This window comes from Nonomuraea terrae, assembly GCF_044465245.1.
In the GTDB taxonomy this organism is placed as follows: Bacteria; Actinomycetota; Actinomycetes; order Streptosporangiales; family Streptosporangiaceae; genus Nonomuraea; species Nonomuraea terrae.
The window spans coordinates 700,371-721,158 of sequence record NZ_JBITLL010000007.1 but is presented as its reverse complement, the minus strand read 5'-3'; the positions used below and the strand labels follow the sequence as shown (position 1 = coordinate 721,158).

Below are 20,788 nucleotides of genomic sequence, written 5' to 3'. Positions count from 1 at the left end.
GGCCCGGTTCCTTCGTGAAAAGCCCGCCGGGCGCCGGCCGGACGGCGCCGTCCGGGCGGCGCCGCGAGTTGGTGCCGCGCCGGCTTCGCTCCGCGAGGACGCACCCCTGATCCGCGTCCTCGCCTCGCTGCCAATCCCTCACAGGGCTTCCGGACCCCGCTCTCCCGTACGCACCCGGATCACGGTGTCGACCGGCACGGACCAGACCTTGCCATCACCGATCTTGCCGGTGTGGGCGGCCTTGACGATGACGTCGATCACGTCCTCGGCGTCGTCCTCCTCCGCCAGGACCTCCAGCCGCACCTTCGGCACCAGGTCGACCTGGTACTCGGCGCCGCGGTAGACCTCGGTGTGACCGCGCTGGCGGCCGTAGCCGCTCGCTTCGCTGACGGTCATGCCCTTGATGCCGAACTGCTCAAGCGCGGCCTTCACGTCATCGAGCTTGAAGGGCTTGATGATCGCGGTGATGAGCCTCATGCGTCCACCTTCTTAGGAGCGGGGGTGAGCGGGCCGTTGGGGGACGACACGCCGGAGGCGTGGATGGTGCCGAGGTCGTAGCCGGTCTCGGCGTGGGTGGTGATGTCGACGCCGGTGACCTCGTCCTCGGCGGTGATGCGGAAGCCCATCGTCTTGTCGATGATCTTGCCCAGCACCCAGCTGACGATGAACGAGTAGCCGCCGACCGCGATCGGGCCGAGGACCTGCAGGCCCAGCTGGCCCCAGCCGCCGCCGTAGAACAGGCCCTCGCTCTGCTGGTCGAGGAACGGGTAGGCGGCCAGGAAGCCGAGCGAGACGGCGCCGACGACGCCGCCCACCAGGTGGACGCCCACGACGTCGAGCGAGTCGTCGTAGCCGAACTTGTACTTCAGGCCGACCGCGTAGGCACAGATCGCACCAGCGAACAGGCCGATGACGCCGGCGGCCCACGGGTCGACGAAACCACAGGCGGGCGTGATGGCGACCAGACCGGCGACGGCGCCGGAGGCGACGCCCAGGCTGGTGGAGTGGCCGTCACGCAGCTTCTCCACCACGATCCAGGCGCCGGCCGCGACCGCGGTGGCGATCTGGGTGTTGATGAACGCCAGGGCGGCGGTGCCGTCGACGGCGAGTTCCGAGCCGGCGTTGAAGCCGAACCAGCCGAACCACAGCAGACCCGCGCCGAGCAGGACCATGGTCAGGTTGTGCGGGCGCATCGGCTCCTTGCGCCAGCCCTGGCGCTTGCCGATGACCAGGGCCAGCGCCAGCGCCGCGGCTCCGGCGTTGATGTGGACGACGGTGCCGCCCGCGAAGTCCTCGATGCCCATCGTGTTGAGCCAGCCGGTGCCCCAGACCCAGTGCGCGACCGGGAAGTAGACGATCGTGACCCACAGGACGCCGAAGAGCATCCACGCGCCGAACTTCGCCCGGTCCGCGATCGCGCCGCTGATCAGGGCGACCGTGATGATGGCGAACGTCAGCTGGAAGGCGGAGAAGATCAGGCTCGGCATGCCGGTGCCGTCGTCCTTGGTGGCGGTGTCCACCAGGCTCTGCAGGCCGAGAGCGTCGAAGCCGCCGACGAAGTTGTTGATCGCCGAGCTCGGGTTGTCGGTGAACGCCAGCGAGTGCCCGAACAGCACCCAGGCGACGGTCACGACGATGATGGCGCCGAACGACATCATCATCATGTTCAGGACACTCTTGGCCCTGGTCATACCGCCATAGAACAGCGCGAGGCCCGGAGTCATCAGTAGCACCATGGCGGTGGCCACGAGCATCCAGGCAGTAGTGCCGCCATCGATCTCCACGACGCGACCCTCCTTACGTGTGACGTGTGGCCACAGCGTGTTCGGCCGGGGTTTCGTGGCTCGACCAGGTGTGTTTCACATTCGTGAATCTCGCCGCGACGGTGTTTCGGCGGCGTTTCGGTCGCCTCACGAGACGCCTTGAGGCTCTGCGATATCGGGCATGTCATACTTAGGGTCGCCTAACCTAAGCGAACAGGAACGCCCATGCGACTTCGCCTGGCTCTCGTTGCCATGCTTCCGCTCATCACCCTCGCCGCGTGCGGCACCTCCACCACGACGCAGGAGACCGGCCCCACCCGGGCGGTCAAGCACGCCATGGGCGTAACCCAGGTGCCCATGACGCCGAAACGCGTCATCGTCCTCGACACCGACAAGCTGGACTCGCTGGTCAGCCTGGGTGTCACACCCGTCGGCGCCGCCCAGGCCGAGGGCAACCAGACCTGGCCCGAGTACCTCGGCCCGGCCCTGGCGAACGTCAAGCAGGTGGGCACCCTCGGAGAGCCGAACCTCGAGGCCATCACCGCGCTCAAGCCCGACCTCATCCTCGGCTCCAAGTTCCGCCAGGCCGCCTTCTACGACAAGCTGAACAAGATCGCGCCGACGGTGTTCACCGAGCGCGTCGGCATCACGTGGAAGGAGAACTTCCTGCTCGACGCCGAGGCGCTGGGCAAGAAGGAGCAGGCGCAGCAGCTGCTGTCGGCCTACGAGACGCGGGCCGAGAAGGAGGGCGCGAAGTTCTCCTCGATCAAGGTCAGCATCGTGCGGTTCCGTCCGACCGAGATCCGCATCTACGGGCCCGACTCGTTCTCCGGGATCGTCCTGGGCGACGCCGGCATCCCCCGGCCGGAGGTGCAGCTGCTCACCGGCGCGCAGGACAGGCGCTTCGCCAAGCTGAGCCAGGAGAACCTCGCCGACGCCGACGGCGACGCCATCTTCTACAGCGCGTTCGGCGAGGATGCCGCCAAGTCGCAGGCCGAGGTGACGGCCGGGCCGCTGTGGCAGAACCTCAAGGCGGTCAAGGCCGACCACGCCTACAACGTGGACGACGAGATCTGGATGACCGGCATCGGCGTCACCGCCGCCAACAAGATCCTCGACGACCTCGACAAGCACCTCACGCCGCTGGTGTGAGCCGTACGCGCTCGCCCTTGCGGATCCGGCCGGGGCGCAGCACCCGCGCGTAGACCCCCGCGCACGGCTGCTCCCCCATGCCGGGCAGCGGCTCGACCCGGTTGTGCCGGGCCACCGTGCGCAGGGCGTCGGGGTCGCGGCCGAGCGGCCCGTGCGCCAGCGTCGGCACGGCGCACCGGGGGCTGGCCACCATGACCCGCAGCACCACGTCGTCGCCGACGTGCAGCTCCCGGCCGATCCAGCCGTTCTCCACGAAGCCCTCCGCCTCGGTCGCGATCACCAGATTGGGCCGGTAGCGGAGGGCTTCGACGTGTCCGCGCGGGCCGAGCGCGGCGATCCGCTCCAGCGTGGACGTGGTGATCAGGTGGAGGGGCGCGTAGTCGAAGAACGTGCCGGGCGGGGCGGCCGCGCCCAGCGTGCCGACGGTGTGGGACACCTCCGCCTCGACGCCCTCGGCGAGCACCTGCTCCGGCACCGACCGCTCGTAGGCGGCGCCCTCTGGCGGCACGTCGACCAGCCGCACCTCACGCCCGAGCAGCGCCGACAGCTCGGCGTCACCCGGCGCCCGAGCCCCCTCGAGTGTCAGCAGGGCCCGCCACAGCCTCGGGCTCTTCGCGGTGGCGATCCGCCCCGTGGCGACGTCGAGCACGGCCCGCTCGCGGTCACCGGCCAGCCCTCGCTCGCTCACCTCGCTCTCGGCGACCTCCTCGCCCAGCATCGACTTCACGGGATAACGGCGCAGCGTCTCGACATGCATGCCGCCGAGCCTACGGCCGCTCCCAGAACGCGCGCAGGTGCGGAACCAGCTCCCCCGCCCGTTCCTCGGGGAAGAACAGCCGCCCGCCCTCGATCTCCACCACCCGCCTGACGCCGGGGATCGTGTCGCGCAGCCAGCGTGCCCAGCTCACGTCGAAGAACGCGTCGCCGGTGCCCCACACGACGAGCGTCGGCACGGTCAGCGCCCTGAGCCGTGGCTCGATGGCGACCATGTCCTCGGCGTCGATGGAGGCCACCAGGCGCTCGAACGCCCGCCCGCCGCCCGGCTTGGCGAAGATCGGCCGCAGGTAGGCGTCCACCACCGCCGCCGGGTCGTCGATGCGTTCGTAGGAGTCGCCGAAGGCCGTCCGAGCCACCAGCTCCGGCTGGTCGAGCACGGCTTCGGTGAGCGCGGCCAATCGCCCCTGCGCGGCCAGCTCGGCCGTGGGGCGGAACTTCTCCGGCGGCGTGTTGGTGTGGACGTCGCAGTTGGTGAGGGTCAGCGTGCGCAGGCGCTCGCGGTGGCGCACGGCGAAGACCTGGGCCACCGCGCCGCCGGTGTCGTTGGCGACGAGGTCGACCTCGCTCAGGCCGAGGTGGTCGCAGAGCTCCTCGACGATCTCGGCGAGCGCGGGGATGGACAGGTCGTCGCGCGGCGCGCTGCCGCCGTGGGGCGGGAGGTCGACCGCCACGCAGCGGCGCTCGTCCTTGAGCTCGGCGACGACGTGCCGCCACAGGTGGGAGCCGGTGCCGACGCCGTGCACGAAGAGGGCGACGGGACCCTGGCCGACGTCGACGTAACTGATGCCGTCCATGGAGGGTTCCTTTCGCGATTACAGACCGACTGTCGGTATAGAAAATTACCGACCATGAGTCGGTTTGTCTATCGTGGATCCATGAACCTCAAGGCGGAACGTGGCGCGGCCACCCGCGACAGGGTCCTGGCCATCGCCACGCGGCTCTTCGCAGACCGGGGGTACGACGACACCTCGATCGAGACGGTCCTGCAGGAGTCGGGGCTGAGCCGCGGGGCCCTCTACCACCACTACGCGGGCAAGGAAGCGCTGTTCGCGGCCGTGCTGGAGGCCACCGAGAGGTCGATCGGGGCACAGATCGTCGAAGCCGTGCGCGGGATCGACGACCCGATCGAGACGCTCCGGGCGGGCACGCTGGCCTGGATCCGCCTGGCGGGTGACCCGGTGATCAAGCGCATCGTGCTGCTGGACGCGCCGGCGGTGCTGGGGTGGGAGCGCTGGCGGGCCATGGAGGAGCGCTACTCGTTCGGGATGCTGAAGGCCGCGCTGCAGGCGACGGGGGCGATCCCTGGCCAGTTCCTCGACCTGCACGCCCACATGCTGCTCGCCGCCGTCAACGAGAGCGCCCTGCTGGTCGCCCGCGGCGGCGACCACCGGACCGCCGAGGCCGCCGTGGAGGAGTTCCTCCGCCGCCTGCTCAACGGCTGACCCGGCCGCGCTTCGGGGGGCCGGTTCGGGCCGGCCGCCGCTGCCGACACCCCCGCGTTCCCTCGGACGGGGCGGGCGTCGCTGCCGGTGTTCCCACCCCGGTGGTTTCCGTGGTCAAAAGCCTTTCAGGGAACCCCCTCGGGCCGGGCGCCGCCATGCGTGCCTCCGGCCCGCTCGACCCGCCGTATCACCGGACAAGTCGCCAGACGAGAACGGCGGCGTACGCAGGGTGATTCAGGTCCAGGCCCCAGGGTACGTTCCGCCCTGGTGGGGCGCGGGGTCACGGATCACGACAGTGGCGAAGTCGGCGATGTCCCGCACGTCGATCATGCTGACGCGGCGCTGCCCAGGAGCGCCGTAGAAGGTGTCGCCGTCGACCGAGCCGAGAGCGTTCTGCATGACGAACGATGGCCGGATGACGGTCCAGCCGAGACCCGAGGCCGCGAGTTCGATGTCCGACAGCACGTGCAGCCGGCCGTTGCGGGTCGGCGCGTCGTGGCCCGCGCCGATGGCGACATGCGGACGATGTGCCGCACGCCCGCCTTTCTGGCCGCCCAGACGGCGTTGCTGCTGGCGTGTGTGGAGTCGGGCCATGGCGACCAGGAGCCACACCGTGTCCACGCCCTCGAACGCCTGGTTCAGCGTCTCCGGGTGGTGGAGGCCGGTGATCAGGATGGTCATCGCAATGTGCCCTCCTCCACCGAAACGAGCTCGTCGATCAGCGCGAAGAAGGCCTGGATTCCCGGCAGGTCGCCGCCCTTGGCGCGGGAGGCCGCGAAGTCGGCCGGCGAACGCCACTCCACGATGTCCAGCCATTCGCCGTCGGGCAGCTGGACCAGCTTGGCGCCCAGGAATCCGTCCCGGTCGGCCTGGAAGTCCGCGATCATCCGGCCACGGGCGGCCACGAGGTCCGTCGCATGCTCGGCGGAGACGCGGAACCTGGTGAGTTCTACTGTCGTCGTCATGCGATGACGATATAGTCAGAAATTGTGATAGTCAAGATTCATGACTAAATGGGAGTGTGCAGTGCACAGGAGCGAGCGCAAGCGTGAGCTGCCCGACCTGGGGATCCTGTCCAGCCGGACGCTGTTCAGCCTGCAGAAAGAGCTGTTCTCCCGGCTGTCGGAGATGGGCCACCCCCAGGTCAGGCCGCGGCACGGGGCCGTGCTGGCCTACCTCGACGTGGAGGGCAGCCGGGCCTCCGACCTGGCCGTGCGGTCGGGCCAGCACAAGCAGGTGATCGGCACCCTGGTGGACGAGCTCGTGGCGCTCGGGTACGTGGAGCGGCAGCCGGATCCAGCCGACCGCAGGGCGAAGCTCATCGTGCCGACCGAGCTCGGCCGCGATCACATGGTGAAGTCGGACGCCCTCCTCGCGGAGATGGAGGCCGAGCACGCACGGGCGGTCGGCGAGGAGGCGTACGCGGAGTTCAAACGCGTCTTCAAACTGGTCGCCGAGCGCCAGACCAGAGCGAAGTGACCGCTGCCGGCCCCGCGCGGCGTCAGATCTCGCGGCACATCACCCGGCGGGAGCCCAGCGGCCCCACCGGCCTACGGCGGGTCCAGCGGGCCGGAGGCACGCATCGCGGCGCCCGGCCCGAGGGGGTGGCCAAAAAGGCTGTTCATCCCTGATGGAAGGGAAAGTCGGCAGCGGCGCCCGGCCGAACGGGACAGCGGGCGCCGCACACCCTCAGACGAAAGCGCCGCTCACGCGGCGGTGGCCATCTTGCGCAGGCGGGCCAGGGCGTCGCGTTCGATGCGGCGGGCGCGGTCGCGGCCGATGCCGTAGCGCTCGCCGACCTCCGTCAGCGTGTGCTCGCGCCCGTCGACCAGCCCGTAACGCCACCGCAGCATCTCACTGGTGGAGCCCTCCAGACCGGTCAGCCACTGGTCGAGCCGCTCCCGCTCCAGGATGTCGATGGCCTGCTGCTCAGGATCGGCCCACGTCTCGTCGGCGATCATGTCACCCAGCTCGGTCTCGTCCTCGTCGCCGACCCCCAGCTGGAGCGAGACCGGGTCGGACGCCCACCGCCGCAGCTCCCGCACCCGCTCGATCGGCAGCTCCAGGATCGCGGCGAGGTCGTCGTCGGTCGGCTCGGCGTCGAACTCCGCCAGCAGGTCGCGGCGCACCCGCATCAGCCGGGTCATCTGCTCCCCGGCGTGCGTCGGCAGGCGCACCGGCCGGGCCTGCTCGTGGATCGCCCGCCCCACCGACTGCCGGATCCACCACGTCGCATACGTGGAGAACTTGTATCCCCGCCGGTAGTCGAACTTCTCCACCGCCCGCACCAGGCCCAGGTTCCCCTCCTGCACCAGATCGATCAGCGGCATCCCCCGGCCGGAGTATTTCCTGGCCACCGCCACCACCAGGCGCAGGTTGGCCTGGATGAACTCGTCTTTCGCACGCCGGCCCGATATCGCCAGGCGCTCCAGCTCCTCGTCGGCCGCGTCGGCGATGCGCGGCTCCGTCCCCCCGCCGTCGAGCAGCTGCTCGGCGAAGAGGCCCGCCTCGATCCGTTTGGCGAGGTCGACCTCCTCCTCCGCCGTGAGCAGCGGGACCCGGCCGATCTCGGCCAGATATGTCCCCAGCAGATCGCGCTCCGCGACGTGCTGCTCCTGCGTGCGACTCCCCGTAGGCCTTGCCATCCCCAGGCACCTCGTTCCGCAGCTGCGTTCTATATCCCGGCAACGTTTGGCCAGATGCAAAGATTCCCTAAAGCACTACGACCGGGGGAGGGTTCTGGATGTCCTCCTCAAGGAGGAGGCCGCCGCGGAACACCTGGTGAACGAGGGGAACGCCCGGCCGGTAGGCCAGATGCGCGTAGGAGGGGGCATCGAGCACGACGAGATCGGCGCGGGCGCCGGGACGCAACCACCCTACGTCCGTGCGGCGCAGCGCGCGGGCCCCGCCGCGGGTGGCGGCCCTGACGGCCTCCAACGGCGTCATGCGCATCTCCCGCACGGCGAGCGCCACGCAGAAGGGCATCGAGGAGGTGTAGGAGGAGCCGGGGTTGCAGTCGGTGGCCAGCGCCACGGTCACGCCCGCGTCGATGAGCCGCCGCGCGTCCGGATACGGCGACCGGGTGGAGAACTCCGCCCCCGGCAGCAGCGTCGCGACCGTCCCCGATGAGGCGAGCGCGTCCACGTCGGCGTCGGTGAGGTGGGTGCAGTGGTCGGCCGAGGCGGCGCCGAGCTCGCAGGCGATCCGCACGCCGGGCCCCTCGGTGAGCTGGTTGGCGTGCACGCGCGCGCCGAGCCCGGCCTTCAGCCCGGCCGTGAGGATCTCGCGCGTCTGGTCGCCGTCGAACGCGCCCCGCTCGCAGAACACGTCCACCCACTTGGCGTGGGGAGCGCACGCGGTCAGCATGTCGCCCGCGACGAGCCGGACGTAATCGTCGGCGTCCATGTCGTCGGGCACCACGTGGGCCCCGAGGAAGGTGGTCTCGGAGGTCAGCCGGGAGGCGATCTCCAGGGAGCGCCGCTCATGCTCGACGGACAGCCCGTAGCCGCTCTTGATCTCCACGGTGGTCGTGCCCTGGGTGAGCATCTCGCGCACCAGCCGGCGGGCGCGGGCGGCCAGCTCGGCGTCGCCGGCCCGGCGGGTGGCGGCGACGGTGGTCCTGATGCCGCCGCCCGTATAGGGCTCGCCGGACATGCGGGCCTGGAACTCGGCCGTGCGGTCGCCGGCGAAGACGAGGTGGGCGTGGCTGTCCACGAAGCCGGGGACGACGGCCCTGCCCTCCGCGTCCACCCGGCGGTCGGCGTCGGGGGCCCGGGAGGCGGGGCCGGTCCAGGCGACCAGGCCGTCCTCGACGACGAGCGCGGCGTCGGCGATCTCCTCGCGCTCGGGGTCGCCGGTGTAGAGCAGGCCGACGCGGTCGATCAGCGTGGTGGTCATCGCAGCGCCCCGATCGCCTCGGCCAGCAGCGCGCCGACGTCGCCGAGCACGTGGCGGCCGCCGGAGACCACGCGCCGGCCGCCGGAGACCACGGAGTGCACGTCGGCCGCGGTGGCCGCGTACACCACGGCTTCCAGGCCGCCGGCGCCCGCCGTGCGCACGGAGTCGAGTCGCACGGTGACCAGGTCGGCCCAGGCGCCGGGCATCAGCATGCCGGCGTCGGGAAAGCCGAGAGAGGTGTGGCCGGTCCCGGTGGCGGCCTCCAGCAGGTCGGCGGCGGGCCAGTGGCCGCGCGTCTCGGTGGCCAGCCGCTCGTCCAGCTCCACCGCCCTGGCCTCCTCGAACAGGTCGATCACGGCGTGGCTGTCGGAGCCGAGCGTGATGCGCGCGCCCCGGTCGGCCAGCGCCCTGGCCGGGCCGATGCCGTCGGCGAGGTCGCGTTCGGTGGTGGGGCACATGCAGACGTAGGTGCCGGAGTGGCCGATCAGCTCGACGTCGACGTCGGTCAGGTGCGTGGCGTGCACGACGGTCGACCGCGGCCCGAGCGCCCCGCGTTCGTGCAGCACCTGGACGGGTGTGGCGGCGTACGTCTCCACGCAGGCGGAGTTCTCGGCGCGCTGCTCGGAGACGTGCGCGTGCAGCGGCGCGGCGTGGCGGTGGGAGAACTCGGCGACGACGCACATCTGCTCCGGCGGCACCGCCCGCACCGAATGGATGGCCGCGCCGACCAGCACGTCGGTCTGCCCCCTGTACGCCGCCGCCAGCTCCTCCGCCCTGACCGCCCACCGGTCGGCGTCGCCGTCGCTGAAGCGCAGCTGCGGCCCGGCGAGGGGCGCGCCGATGCCGCCGGAGACGTAGCAGGCGTCGAGCAGCGCGATGCGCAGCCCGGCCTCGCGGGCGGCACTGACGAGGGCGTGGCCCATGACGTTGGCGTCGTCGTACGGGCGGCCGTCGGCGGCGTGGTGCAGGTAGTGGAACTCGCCCACGCAGGTGACACCGGCCAGCGCCATCTCGGCGTAGACGGCGCGGGCCAGACGCAGGTAGGAGTCGGGGTCGAGGCGGGCGGCCACCTCGTACATGCGCTCGCGCCAGGTCCAGAAGTCGCCCCTGCCCTGCTGGACGACGCCGCGCAGCGCCCGGTGGAAGGCGTGGGAGTGGGCGTTGGCCAGGCCGGGGATCGTCAGGCCGGGCAGCTGCTCGGCCGTGCCGGGCGGGCCCTGCTCGACGCGGGTGATCCGGTCGCCGTCGATCTCGACGAGCACGTCGTCGGCGACCCCGTCGGGCAGCCAGGCCCGCTCGCACCAGTAGGTCAGCGACACAGGTCCTCCAGCACGTCCGCGAGCGCCACCACTCCCGCCTCGCAGTCTGCCCGCTCGGCGTGCTCCTGCGGGGAATGGGACACGCCGGTCGGGTTCCGTACGAAGAGCATGGCGCTCGGCACGCCCGCGGCGGCGAGGATCCCGGCGTCGTGACCGGCGCCGGTGGGCAGGATCGGCGCGGGCTCCCCGCGATCCTGCCCACCGGCCACCCGGGCCAGCCGGTCGCGCAGCGCCGCGTCGAAGCGCACCTCGGGGGTCCACGACTCCTCCTGTACGGCGGCGGCGCCGGCGAGCGCGGCGACCAGCTCGCGCACCGCCCGCTCCTCGGGCCCGCGGGCGTCGAGCCAGGCCGAGACCAGGCCGGGGATGGCGTTGGCGTTGCCCGGCGAGACGCGCACCTTGCCGACGGTGGCGACGACGCCGAGCCGCTCGGCCTCCTCGCGGGCCGCGAGCACCAGGCGGGCGAACGGCAGCATGGGGTCGTCGCGGTCGGCCAGCCTGGTCGTGCCCGCGTGGTCGGCCCGGCCGCGGAAGTCGAAGCGCCAGCGGCCGTGCGGCCAGATCGCGCCGGCCACGCCCACGGGCCGGCCCTCGGCGACGAGCCCGCGGCCCTGCTCGACGTGGAGCTCCACGAACACGCCGACGGCGCGCAGGGTCTCGTCGTCGCGCCCGAGCGCGTCAGGGTCGCGGCCGGCCTTGCGCAGGACGTCGGCCAGCGTGTCGCCCTCGTCGTCGGTGAGCCCGAGCGCCCGCTCGGGGGCGAGCACGCCGGTGAGCAGCCGCGACCCCACGCACGGCACGCCGAACCGGGCGCCCTCCTCGTCGGTGAAGCAGGCGACGCCCACCGGCGCGGACGGCTCGACGCCGCGTTCTCTCAGGACGTCGAGCGCGGCGAAGGCGGACACGACGCCGAGCGGGCCGTCGTACGCGCCGCCCTGGCGGACGGAGTCGAGGTGGCTGCCGGTCACCACCCCCGGGCGGGCCGGGGACGGGTCGCCCCACCACGCCCAGAGGTTGCCGTTGCGGTCTTCGCGCAGGGCGAGACCGCGTCGCGCGGCCTCACCGGCGAACCACTCGCGCAGCTCCAGGTCGGCGGGCGACCACGCGTCCCGCAGATAGCCGCCGGTGCCGGGATCTCGTCCGATGTGCGCGAGTGGCTCAAGCATGGCCCCACTGTAATGAATGGAGCCATTCACCGAGGAACGGGGCTCAGTTCACGGGACCGCCGCTCGGGCGGAGGGTCAGGTCGGTGAGGTGGGCGTCAGGGCCGGCGGTGACGGCGGCCAGCACCGCCCGCGCCACCGTCTCGGCCTTCAGGTACTTGCCCGGCTCGTACGGCCCGCCCTCGTAGTCGCGCACGCCGCGCTGCATGTCGGTGTCGACGCGGCCCGGATAGACCGTCGTGACCCTGAGGGCCGGCTCCTCCAGTCTCAGGGCGTCGGCGAACGCCTTCAGGGCGAACTTGCTGGCCGCGTACACGCCCCACTCGGGGTTGGCGCGCAGGCCGGCGCCGGAGTTGACGCACACCACGTGGCCGCCGGCCCGGCGCAGCGCGGGCAGCAGCAGCCGGGTCAGCTCGGCGACCGCGACGACGTTGACCTCCATCGTCCGCCGCCACGCGTCGGCCGACTGGTCGGCGAGCCGGCCGAGCTCGGCGACGCCCGCGCTGTGGACGAGCACGTCGAGCCGTTCGACGCCCGCGACGTCGGCCTCGGTGACGGCCGTCAGCTCCACCGGCCAGGCGCGGCCGCCGGGCAGCTCGGCCGCCAGGGCGGCGAGGGCCTGCTCGTCGCGCCCGCCGAGGAGGACGTCGTGGGTGGGGGCCAGGGCGCGGGCGACGGCCGCGCCGACACCCCGGGAAGCGCCGGTGACCAGCGCCGTCGGTCGTTCAGTCATGGCGGCAGCTTATTGACCCTTGACGGTTAATCAAATTTGTATTCAAACTTGAGCACATGTCCCCGACGCGCATCCTCATCCTCGGCGCCCTCCTGGACGGCCCCATGAACGGCTACGGCGTCCGCCGTCGTCTGGAGTTCATGGGGGCCGACCAGTGGGCCAACGTGGCCTTCGGCTCGATCTACCACGGCCTGGGCAAGATGGCCGACGAGGGTCTCCTCGACGTCGTGGAGGCGGGCAGGGGCGGCAAGGTGGTCTACGCGGTCAACGACACCGGACGCATGGAGTTCTACCGGCTGCTGATGGGCTCCTGGACCACCGTCCAGCCGATCGTCGACCCGTTCCAGGTGGCGTTGACGTTCATCGACAAGCTGCAGAAGGAGGACGTCATCGCCGCGCTCCACGAGCGCAGGCTGCAGCTGGCGACGAACGTCGAGGCCGTCGCGCGGGCCGTCGGCGCCAAGCAACGCCACGGGGCGCCCGCCCACGTGAACGAGAACCTCCGCCTGATGAGAGCCATGCTCCAGGCCCAGCTCGACTGGGTGGAGCAGGCGATCCCGCGCGTCGAGTCCGGCGAGTTGCCCTGACGAAGGAGCTGAACCCCCCATGATCATCCAGGCACACGGCCTGCGGAAGACGTTCACCACCAGGAGCAGGAAAGGCGTCCAGACCGTCGAGGCCGTCCGCGGCGTCGACCTCGACGTCGACAAGGGCGAGATCTTCGGCGTGCTCGGCCCCAACGGCGCGGGCAAGACCACCACGATCCGCATGCTCGCCACCCTCATCACCCCCGACGCGGGGACGGCCGTGATCGCGGGCCACGACCTGCTCAGGGAGCCCGCGGCGATCCGGCGGCGGCTCGGCTACGTCAGCCAGGCCGGCGGTGTCGAGGACACCGTGAGCGCCCGCGCCCAGATCATGATGGCCGCCCGGATCCACGGCGTGGCCGACCCGGGCCGGGCGACCGCCGAGGCGCTCGACCGGTTCGGCCTGACCGAGCTCGCCGACCGCCCCGGCCGTACGCTGTCGGGCGGGCAGAAGCGGCGCGTGGCCGTCGCGATCGGCCTCGTGCACGGCCCGCCGCTGCTCTTCCTCGACGAGCCCACCACCGGCCTCGACCCGCAGAACCGCGCGAACCTCTGGGACCGCATCAGGCAGTTGCGCGAGTCGGGCACGAGCGTGCTGCTCAGCACCCATTACCTCGACGAGGCCGACGCGCTGTGCGACCGGCTGATGATCGTCGACCACGGCCTCGTGGTGGCCGAGGGCACCCCGGCCGCCCTCAAACGCGAGGTGTCCGGCGACGTCATCACGCTCAGGACCGACCAGCCGGGCCGCGCCGCCGACACCGTCAAGGCGCTGGCCCGCGAGACCCGCGTGGACGACGACCTGCTGCGCGTCTACGTGGACGACGGCGAGCACGCCCTGCCCGGCCTGCTGCGCGCCCTGGAGGAGCAGGGCGTCGCGCTGACCTCGATCGCGCTCGACCGGTCCACCCTCGACGACGTGTTCCTGGCCAAGACCGGCCGTACCCTCCGCGACGCGGGAGCCGCCGCATGATCCGCCACACCGTCCTGTTCACCGGCTACGAGCTGCGCAAGCAGTTCGCCAACCCGATCTGGCCGCTGTTCGGCATCATGCAGCCGGTGCTGTATCTGCTGATGTACGCGCCGCTGCTGCGCACCATGACGCCGGGCGGCACGACGGTCGACGCGCTGCGCATGTTCACCCCGGCCGCGATGATGATGATCGCGGTCTTCGGCGCGCTGTTCTCCGGGTTCGGCCTCATCGCCGAGCTGCGCGACGGCACGCTGGAGCGCTACGCCGTCAGCCCCGCCTGGCGGCCCGCCATCGTGCTCGGCCGGGTGGCCAAGGACATGCTCGTGCTGGTCCTGCAGGCCGTCCTCGTGCTGGTCGTGGCCATGGCGATGGGCGTGCGGATCGGCGCCGTGGAGCTGGTGCTGGTGCTCCTGCTCATGGCGGCGACCGGGTTGTTCGCCTCGGGGCTGTCGCAGGGCCTGGCGCTGACCGTGCGCGACGAGAACGGCATGTCGCAGACGCTCAACCTGTTCATGCTGCCGATCATGCTGCTGGCCGGGATGTTCCTGCCGATCTCGTTCGCGCCCGGGTGGATGCAGTTCCTGGCCCCGCTCAACCCGCTCTACCACGCCGTGGAGGCCGGGCGGGCGTTGTTCGGCGGGCGGCTGTCGGACCCGTCGATCCCGATCGCTTTCGCGGTCTTCCTCGGGCTGGCGGTGCTCACCACGATCTGGTCGATGCGCTCGCTACGGAAGATCGCCGGTTAGGAACGTCCCGGCCTCGTCGGTCATGCGTTCGTACTCCTCCAGCCGGGCCCTGGTGCGCAGCGGCACCGCGTCGGCCATGGCCTCCACCAGGGCCATGGCCAGCGCGAGCGGCGCCGCGTGAGAGTCGAACACGAGCCGGTCGCTGACGGGCGCGTCGAGCACGATCTCGGCGGGGAAGTCGGGCCGGTCGGTGATGACGGCCACCCGCAGGCCCAGCTTCCCGGCGTACTCGAGCGCCTCCACGGCCTCGCGCGGGTAGCGCGGCAGCACCACGGCCACCACCCACTCGGCCCCGGCCCTGCGGGCCGCGTGCAGCCCGTCGACCAGCTCCGACCCGCCGTGCGTGAGCAGCCGCACGTCGGGGTGGATGCGCCGGGCGTAGTACGCGAAGGTGGTGGCCAGCCCGCAGGAGACGCGCAGTCCCACCACGGGCAGCGGCTCGGTCGCCGCCAGGTGCTCGCCCAGCTCCTTGAGCGGGAACGCCTGCAGGCGCTCCCGCACCACGGCGAGGTTGCGCATCTCACGGTCGATGGCCCCGCGCAGCAGGCTCTCCTGCGGCTCCAAGGCGCCCCCGCCGAGCACCAGCGGGCGCAGCGCCTGGCGCAGCTCCGGATAGCCGGCGAAGCCGAGCACCATGGCGAACCTCGTCACCGACGGCTGGCTGACCCCGGCCCGCTCGGCCAGCTCGACGCTGGACAGGAAGATCGCCTCATCCAGATGCTCGCTCAGGTAGTGCGCGATCCTGCGCTGCACGGGCGAGAGCCTCCGGCCATCCAGCAGCAAACCCAGCCCACCGTGATATCCGTCCGCCACGCAACCTCCAACGCACCGGCACCGGTTTTCTCATCCCTTTCAGAGTGACTCACGCATCGGGATGCGCACGCCACGGTCGGCGGCCACCCGCGCCGCCTCGTCGTAACCGGCGTCCACATGACGCATGACACCCGTGCCGGGGTCGTTGGTGAGCACGCGGTTGAGCTTCTCGCGCGCGAGGGCGGTGCCGTCGGCCACGGTGACCTGCCCGGCGTGGATGGAACGCCCGATGCCGACGCCGCCGCCGTGGTGAATGGAGACCCAGGAGGCGCCGGAGGCGGTGTTGAGCATGGCGTTGAGCAGCGGCCAGTCGGCGATCGCGTCGGAGCCGTCGGCCATGGCCTCGGTCTCGCGGTAGGGGGAGGCGACCGAGCCGCTGTCGAGGTGGTCGCGCCCGATCACGATCGGCGCCTGCAGCTCTCCGGAGGCGACCATGTCGTTGAAGCGCTCGCCGGCGACGTCGCGCTCGCCGTAACCGAGCCAGCAGATGCGCGCCGGCAGGCCCTGGAAGTGCACCTTCTCGCCCGCCGTGCGGATCCATCTGGCCAGCGGCTCGTTGTCCGGGAACAGCTCCAGGATCGCCCGGTCGGTGGCGGCGATGTCGGCCGGGTCGCCGCTGAGCGCCGCCCACCGGAACGGCCCCTTGCCCTCGCAGAACAGCGGCCTGATGTACGCGGGCACGAACCCGGGGAAGTCGAAGGCCCGCGCGTAGCCGGCCAGCTTGGCCTCGCCCCTGATCGAGTTGCCGTAGTCGAACACCTCGGCCCCGGCGTCCTGGAAGCCGACCATGGCCGCGACGTGCCGCGCCATCGACGCCCGCGCCCGCTCGGTGAACCCGGCCGGGTCCTTGTCGCGCTCGGCCGCCATGTCCTCGAAGGCGACGCCCACCGGAAGGTAGGCGAGCGGGTCGTGGGCCGAGGTCTGGTCGGTCACGATGTCGATCTCGGCGCCCCTGGCCAGCAGGTCGGACACGGCCTCGGCGGCGTTGGCGACGACGCCGATCGACAGCGGCCTACGGGCGTCGCGCGCCTCGTACGCCAGCCGCAGCGCCTCCTCCAGCGAGGCCGCCTGGACGTCGAGGTAGCGGTGCTCGATGCGGCGGGTGACGGAGCGGGGGTCGCAGTCGACGCAGATGGCCACCCCGCCGTTCATGGTGATGGCCAGCGGCTGGGCGCCGCCCATGCCGCCCAGGCCGGCGGTGAGCGTGATCGTGCCGGCCAGCGAGCCGCCGAAGCGCTTGGCGGCCACGGCCGCGAACGTCTCGTAGGTGCCCTGCAGGATGCCCTGGGTGCCGATGTAGATCCACGAACCCGCGGTCATCTGCCCGTACATCGTGAGCCCGGCCGCCTCCAGACGCCGGAACTCCTCCCAGTTGGCCCAGTCGGGCACCAGGTTGGAGTTGGCGATGAGCACCCGGGGCGCCCACTCGTGGGTGCGGAAGACGCCCACGGGCCGCCCCGACTGCACCAGCAGGGTCTCGTCGCCCTCCAGCGTCGTCAGCGTCCTGACCAGCGCGTCGTACGACGCCCAGTCGCGTGCCGCCCGGCCTGAGCCGCCGTAGACGACCAGCTGCTCGGGGTGCTCGGCGACCTCGGGGTCGAGGTTGTTCTGGAGCATGCGGAGCGCGGCCTCCTGCGGCCACCCCTTGGCGGTGATCGCAGTGCCTCGCGGCGCCCGGACGCTGCGGCTCATCGTGACCCTCCTGAATGAGAACATTCACCCATGTCACCCGCAGACTACAACGGTCCGCGTCCAGCGGACCGTCGCAGGTTGCGGGGTCTGCACCTACAACGGTCCGCGTCCAGCGGACCGTCGCAGGTCGCGGGGTCTGCACCTCCAACGGTCCGCGTCCAGCGGACCGTCGCAGGTCGCGGGGTCTGCACCTCCAACGGTCCGCGTCCAGCGGACCGTCGCAGGTCGCGGGGTCCGCACCTCCAACGGTCCGCGTCCAGCCGACCGTCGCAGGTCGCGGGGTCCGCACCTCCAACAGGCCGCGTTCAGCGGTCCGCTGGAGGTCGCGGACCCCGCGCTTACAAGGGCCCCATGGAGCCCGCACCGACAGTGGGCTCACGAACTCCGCGCCGACAGCGGCTACCCCACGAGGAACTGGGTCGCGGCCAGCTCCCGGTAGAGGTCGTCCTCCCCCACCAGCTCGTCGTGGGTGCCGACCGCCCGCACCCGGCCGCGGTCCATCACCACGATCCGGTCGGCGCCCGTCACCGTGGACAGGCGGTGGGCGATGACGAGCACGGTCGTCTCCTTGGCCGCCTCGGCGATGACCTCGCGCAGCCGCAGCTCGTTGACCGCGTCGAGCTGCGAGGTGGCCTCGTCGAGCAGCAGCAGCCGGGCCTTGCGCAGCAGCGCCCTGGCGATGGCCACGCGCTGCCGCTCGCCGCCTGACAGCAGCACGCCGCGGTGCCCGACCGGCGTCTCCAGGCCCTCGGGCAGCCGGGCCACGAGGTCGTCCAGCCTGGTGCGGGCGAGGGCGTCGCGCAGGTCGTCCTCGGTGGCGTCGCGGGCGGCGAAGAGCAGGTTCTCCCGCAGCGTGCCGGCCAGCACGGGGGCGTCCTGCTCGACATAGCCGAGTACCGCGCGCAGCTCGGTCAGCGGCCAGTCGCGGATGTCACGGTCGCCGATGGTGATCGTGCCGCCCTGGTGCTCGTAGAAGCGCTCGATCAGGGCGAACACCGTCGACTTGCCCGCCCCCGAGGGGCCGACCAGGGCGGTCAGGCCGCCGGGTGGCACCGCGAAGCTCACGCCGTCGTGCACGACCGGGCGGTCGTCGCCGTACCGGAAGGCCACGTTCTCGAACGTCACCCCGACCGGCTCGGCGGACGCCCGTACGGCGGTGCCGACCGGCTCGACGGGCAGCTCCTCGATCTCCTTGATGCGCTTCAGCGCGGCCAGCCCCTGCTGGAGCTGGACGGCGCCCGTGACGAGCTGACCGATCGGCGCGACGAGGTAGAAGAGGTAGAGCAGGAACGCGATCAGCGACGACACCTCCAGCGCGCCGGAGGCCACCCGCGCTCCGCCGACGCCCAGCACGGCGACGAACGCGATCTGCACCGCCATGAACGTCGCCACCCCTGCGAGCGACGTCCAGCCGGCGACGCGCAGCCCCCGGTCGCGGGCGCGTCCCGCCGCCTCGGCGACCATCGCGATCTCCCGCTCCTCGGCTCCGCTGGCCTTGACCGTCCGGTACGCCTGCAGCGCCCGGTCCAGCACCGCGCCCATCTCGCCCACGGCCTCCTGGGCCTGGGTCTGCGCCCGCTGGATCCGCGGCATGACGAGGCTGACGAGGCCGCCGATCACCACCACCACGAGCAGCGTGACCAGCAGCAGCACGCCGTCCATGACGGCCATCATGACGATCGCGCCGACGAGCATGAACACCGCGCCGACGGACTCGACGATCCCGTTGGTCAGCACCGACCGCAGGAGCGTCGTGTCGCCCGTCACCCGCGACAGCAGGTCGCCGGGGTTGAGCCGGTCCACGTCGGCGATCCTGAGCCGGAGCATGCGGTCGACGAGCCTGCGCCGGGCGCCGAGCACGATGCCCTCGCCCGTGCGTTCCATCAGATAGGTTCCCGCGGCGCTCACGACCGCGCCGGCCAGCACCGCGACGGTCAGCCAGACCAGCGGCCCGGACATCGAGCGGTTGTCGCCGAAGGCGTCCACCACGTATTTGGCCAGCAGCGGCATGGCCAGGCCCGCCGCCGAGCCGATCAGGCCCAGTAATCCGCCCAGGACGAGGATGTTCCGGTGCGGGCGGACATAGGCGAGCAGTTCCTTGACCACCGCATCTCCTTTCACGACATGTCTCATCCGCCGCAACGAACGAGGCCGCGGATTCCGCACCGGTCAACCTAAATTGACGACCTAAGTATGTCAACCATTGTTGACGCTCATTCTCAGGGAGGAGACGACATCCAGACGCGGCCCACGGACGAATAGGGCGTCGAGGAACCCGGCCGGAACCTCTGCCCACCAGCCTTTTGCGAAAGGACCGACCATGGAGCTCCGGACCAACCGGCGCGCTCTAGTCGGACTCGGCCTCGCCGCGGCACTCGCCGCGTCGTCGGTGGCCGTGCTCCGCACCGACTCCGGCACCGCATCCTCGCACCGCGAGGCCCCGATGATCGCGGGCGACCCGCGCAACGACAACACCGACGTGTACGCGTTCGTCAGCCCCGACAAGGCCGACACGGTCACCCTGATGGCCAACTGGATCCCGTTCCAGGAGCCGCGGGGCGGCCCGAACTTCTACACGTTCGACACGAAGTCGCGCTACAACATCAAGATCGACAACAACGGCGACGCCAAGCCGGACATCACCTACCAGTGGACGTTCCGCGACGACGACAAGCGCGGCACCAGCACGTTCCTGTACAACAACGGGCCCGTCACCTCCCTGGACGACCCGAACCTGCTCTACCGCCAGCGCTACACCCTCAAGCGCATCACCCACGGCGGCACCCGGACCCTGGTCCCGGACGGCGTCGTCGCTCCCAGCAACGTCGGCCCCGCCTCCATGCCCGACTACGGCAGGCTGCGCGCCCAGTCCATCAGGAGCCTGCCCGCGGGCGGCAAGGCGTTCGCCGGGCAGTCCGACGAGGCGTTCTTCCTGGACCTGCGGGTGTTCGACCTGCTCTACGGCGGCGACCTGTCCGAGGTCGGCCAGGACACCACCAGGGGCTACAACGTCAACACCCTCGCCGTGCAGGTGCCCGCGTCCGACCTGGCCGTCAAGGGCGACGTGAGGCGCAACCCGGTGATCGGCGTCTGGTCCACCACCGACAAGCACAACGGCCACCGGTTCGTGCAGGTCTCGCGCCTGGGCAACCCGCTGGTCAACGAGGTCGTGGCGCCCGCCGGGCTCAAGGACGCGTTCAACGCGCTGCCCCCGGACAAGGACGCCGGCGTGCCCGCGCTCGCCAAGCGCGTCACCGACCCCGAGGTGGCCCGGCTCCTCGAAGGCATCTACGGCATCAAGGCGCCCGCCACCCCGCGCGACGACCTGGTCGAGATCTTCCTGACCGGCATCGCCAAGGCCAACGGCCCCATCAAGGCCGACCTCAACTCCCAGACCCTCAACCGGGACGCGGCCAAGCTCCGCCCGTCGGAGATGCTCCGGCTCAACATGGCGATCCCGCCGTCCAAGGACCCGAACCGGCTCGGCGTCCTCGCCGGCGACCTCCAGGGCTTCCCGAACGGCCGCCGCCTCGGCGACGACGTCGTGGACATCTCCCTCCAGGCCGTGGCCGGCGCCGCCCTGACCGGCAAGCTCGTCCCCGGCCTGACGGACAAGGTCGACAGGAACGACAAGCCCCTGCTCCCGTCGTTCCCGTACATCCCCTTGCCCAGCAACACCGCCGCCGCCCAAGGCTGACCCACCACCTGCCGCCCCGCACGGCGGCACCCCA

At 71.6% G+C, this 20,788-nt stretch carries 21 protein-coding genes; 7 read left to right on the top strand and 14 right to left on the bottom strand.

Going from position 1 to position 20,788, the window contains the following annotated elements:
- Positions 1–138 precede the first annotated feature (138 nt).
- Together ACIBP6_RS37470 and ACIBP6_RS37465 are read right to left on the bottom strand one after the other, a co-directional pair.
- The gene (locus ACIBP6_RS37470) at positions 139–477 is read right to left on the bottom strand and encodes a P-II family nitrogen regulator (RefSeq protein ID WP_043616024.1); all 339 of its coding nucleotides are present in this window, start codon (positions 475–477) and stop codon (positions 139–141) included.
- Positions 474–1,784 carry an ammonium transporter gene (locus ACIBP6_RS37465; RefSeq protein ID WP_397058728.1) on the bottom strand — a complete coding sequence of 437 codons (1,311 nt, stop codon included), beginning with the start codon at positions 1,782–1,784 and terminating at the stop codon, positions 474–476. Before ACIBP6_RS37465 ends, ACIBP6_RS37470 begins: the two co-directional genes overlap by 4 nt.
- A 204-nt stretch (positions 1,785–1,988) precedes the next feature.
- On the opposite strand from ACIBP6_RS37465, the gene ACIBP6_RS37460 reads away from it, so the two are divergent.
- Positions 1,989–2,915 (top strand): ABC transporter substrate-binding protein, encoded by a 927-nt coding sequence (locus ACIBP6_RS37460; protein WP_397058726.1) that lies wholly within the window; start codon positions 1,989–1,991, stop codon positions 2,913–2,915.
- Here the strand turns inward: ACIBP6_RS37460 and ACIBP6_RS37455 are convergent.
- Positions 2,899–3,672 (bottom strand): MOSC domain-containing protein, encoded by a 774-nt coding sequence (locus tag ACIBP6_RS37455; protein WP_397058724.1) that lies wholly within the window; start codon positions 3,670–3,672, stop codon positions 2,899–2,901. The two genes, ACIBP6_RS37460 and ACIBP6_RS37455, sit on opposite strands and share 17 nt — an antisense overlap.
- A gap of 10 nt (positions 3,673–3,682) precedes the next feature.
- Positions 3,683–4,486: an alpha/beta fold hydrolase gene (locus ACIBP6_RS37450; protein ID WP_132618932.1), complete on the bottom strand. Its 804-nt coding sequence runs from the start codon at positions 4,484–4,486 to the stop codon at positions 3,683–3,685.
- Positions 4,487–4,567: 81 nt separating this feature from the next.
- On the opposite strand from ACIBP6_RS37450, the gene ACIBP6_RS37445 reads away from it, so the two are divergent.
- Entirely contained in the window at positions 4,568–5,134 is a 567-nt protein-coding gene (locus ACIBP6_RS37445; RefSeq protein WP_397058722.1) for a TetR/AcrR family transcriptional regulator, read from the top strand.
- 234 nt (positions 5,135–5,368) lie between these two features.
- On the opposite strand, the gene ACIBP6_RS37440 is transcribed toward ACIBP6_RS37445, so the two are convergent.
- Both ACIBP6_RS37440 and ACIBP6_RS37435 read right to left on the bottom strand, forming a co-directional pair.
- Positions 5,369–5,815, bottom strand: coding sequence for a hypothetical protein (locus ACIBP6_RS37440; RefSeq protein WP_397058720.1), 447 nt, complete (start codon positions 5,813–5,815; stop codon positions 5,369–5,371).
- Complete coding sequence (locus ACIBP6_RS37435; protein ID WP_397058718.1) at positions 5,812–6,099, bottom strand: antibiotic biosynthesis monooxygenase family protein; 288 nt, start codon at positions 6,097–6,099, stop codon at positions 5,812–5,814. The genes ACIBP6_RS37440 and ACIBP6_RS37435 overlap by 4 nt, the downstream gene beginning before the upstream one ends.
- A gap of 61 nt (positions 6,100–6,160) precedes the next feature.
- Here ACIBP6_RS37435 and ACIBP6_RS37430 point away from each other — a divergent pair, with 61 nt between their 5' ends.
- On the top strand, positions 6,161–6,613 hold the full coding sequence (locus ACIBP6_RS37430; RefSeq protein ID WP_397058716.1) for a MarR family winged helix-turn-helix transcriptional regulator: 453 nt from the start codon (positions 6,161–6,163) through the stop codon (positions 6,611–6,613).
- A gap of 227 nt (positions 6,614–6,840) precedes the next feature.
- On the opposite strand, the gene ACIBP6_RS37425 is transcribed toward ACIBP6_RS37430, so the two are convergent.
- The 5 genes from ACIBP6_RS37425 to ACIBP6_RS37405 all read right to left on the bottom strand — a co-directional run bounded on the left by ACIBP6_RS37425 (position 6,841) and on the right by ACIBP6_RS37405 (position 12,246).
- Positions 6,841–7,779, bottom strand: coding sequence for a sigma-70 family RNA polymerase sigma factor (locus tag ACIBP6_RS37425; protein ID WP_132618942.1), 939 nt, complete (start codon positions 7,777–7,779; stop codon positions 6,841–6,843).
- Positions 7,780–7,846: 67 nt separating this feature from the next.
- Positions 7,847–9,031, bottom strand: a complete 1,185-nt coding sequence (hutI, locus tag ACIBP6_RS37420; RefSeq protein ID WP_397058714.1) for an imidazolonepropionase — start codon at positions 9,029–9,031, stop codon at positions 7,847–7,849.
- The gene (locus tag ACIBP6_RS37415) at positions 9,028–10,350 is read right to left on the bottom strand and encodes a formimidoylglutamate deiminase (protein WP_397058712.1); all 1,323 of its coding nucleotides are present in this window, start codon (positions 10,348–10,350) and stop codon (positions 9,028–9,030) included. The genes hutI and ACIBP6_RS37415 overlap by 4 nt, the downstream gene beginning before the upstream one ends.
- On the bottom strand, positions 10,341–11,516 hold the full coding sequence (locus tag ACIBP6_RS37410) for an allantoate amidohydrolase (protein WP_397058710.1): 1,176 nt from the start codon (positions 11,514–11,516) through the stop codon (positions 10,341–10,343). Before ACIBP6_RS37410 ends, ACIBP6_RS37415 begins: the two co-directional genes overlap by 10 nt.
- Before the next feature lie 43 nt (positions 11,517–11,559).
- Positions 11,560–12,246 carry an SDR family oxidoreductase gene (locus ACIBP6_RS37405; protein WP_397058708.1) on the bottom strand — a complete coding sequence of 229 codons (687 nt, stop codon included), beginning with the start codon at positions 12,244–12,246 and terminating at the stop codon, positions 11,560–11,562.
- Positions 12,247–12,302: 56 nt separating this feature from the next.
- Between ACIBP6_RS37405 and ACIBP6_RS37400 the strand changes: the two genes are divergently transcribed.
- From ACIBP6_RS37400 to ACIBP6_RS37390, 3 genes are read left to right on the top strand one after another with little or no spacing between them, the layout of a single operon-like run.
- Complete coding sequence (locus ACIBP6_RS37400; RefSeq protein ID WP_397058706.1) at positions 12,303–12,833, top strand: PadR family transcriptional regulator; 531 nt, start codon at positions 12,303–12,305, stop codon at positions 12,831–12,833.
- Positions 12,834–12,852: 19 nt separating this feature from the next.
- Complete coding sequence (locus ACIBP6_RS37395; protein ID WP_397058704.1) at positions 12,853–13,806, top strand: ATP-binding cassette domain-containing protein; 954 nt, start codon at positions 12,853–12,855, stop codon at positions 13,804–13,806.
- A complete protein-coding gene (locus ACIBP6_RS37390; protein ID WP_132618954.1) occupies positions 13,803–14,552 on the top strand; it encodes an ABC transporter permease in 750 nt (249 codons plus the stop codon). The genes ACIBP6_RS37395 and ACIBP6_RS37390 overlap by 4 nt, the downstream gene beginning before the upstream one ends.
- On the opposite strand, the gene ACIBP6_RS37385 is transcribed toward ACIBP6_RS37390, so the two are convergent.
- The 3 genes from ACIBP6_RS37385 to ACIBP6_RS37375 all read right to left on the bottom strand — a co-directional run bounded on the left by ACIBP6_RS37385 (position 14,532) and on the right by ACIBP6_RS37375 (position 19,163).
- Positions 14,532–15,305 (bottom strand): MurR/RpiR family transcriptional regulator, encoded by a 774-nt coding sequence (locus ACIBP6_RS37385; protein ID WP_246075429.1) that lies wholly within the window; start codon positions 15,303–15,305, stop codon positions 14,532–14,534. The two genes, ACIBP6_RS37390 and ACIBP6_RS37385, sit on opposite strands and share 21 nt — an antisense overlap.
- Before the next feature lie 99 nt (positions 15,306–15,404).
- On the bottom strand, positions 15,405–17,057 hold the full coding sequence (gene hutU / locus ACIBP6_RS37380; protein ID WP_397058702.1) for a urocanate hydratase: 1,653 nt from the start codon (positions 17,055–17,057) through the stop codon (positions 15,405–15,407).
- A gap of 399 nt (positions 17,058–17,456) precedes the next feature.
- Positions 17,457–19,163, bottom strand: a complete 1,707-nt coding sequence (locus ACIBP6_RS37375) for an ABC transporter ATP-binding protein (RefSeq protein ID WP_397058700.1) — start codon at positions 19,161–19,163, stop codon at positions 17,457–17,459.
- A gap of 214 nt (positions 19,164–19,377) precedes the next feature.
- On the opposite strand from ACIBP6_RS37375, the gene ACIBP6_RS37370 reads away from it, so the two are divergent.
- Entirely contained in the window at positions 19,378–20,754 is a 1,377-nt protein-coding gene (locus ACIBP6_RS37370; RefSeq protein WP_397058699.1) for a DUF4331 domain-containing protein, read from the top strand.
- Positions 20,755–20,788 lie beyond the last annotated feature (34 nt).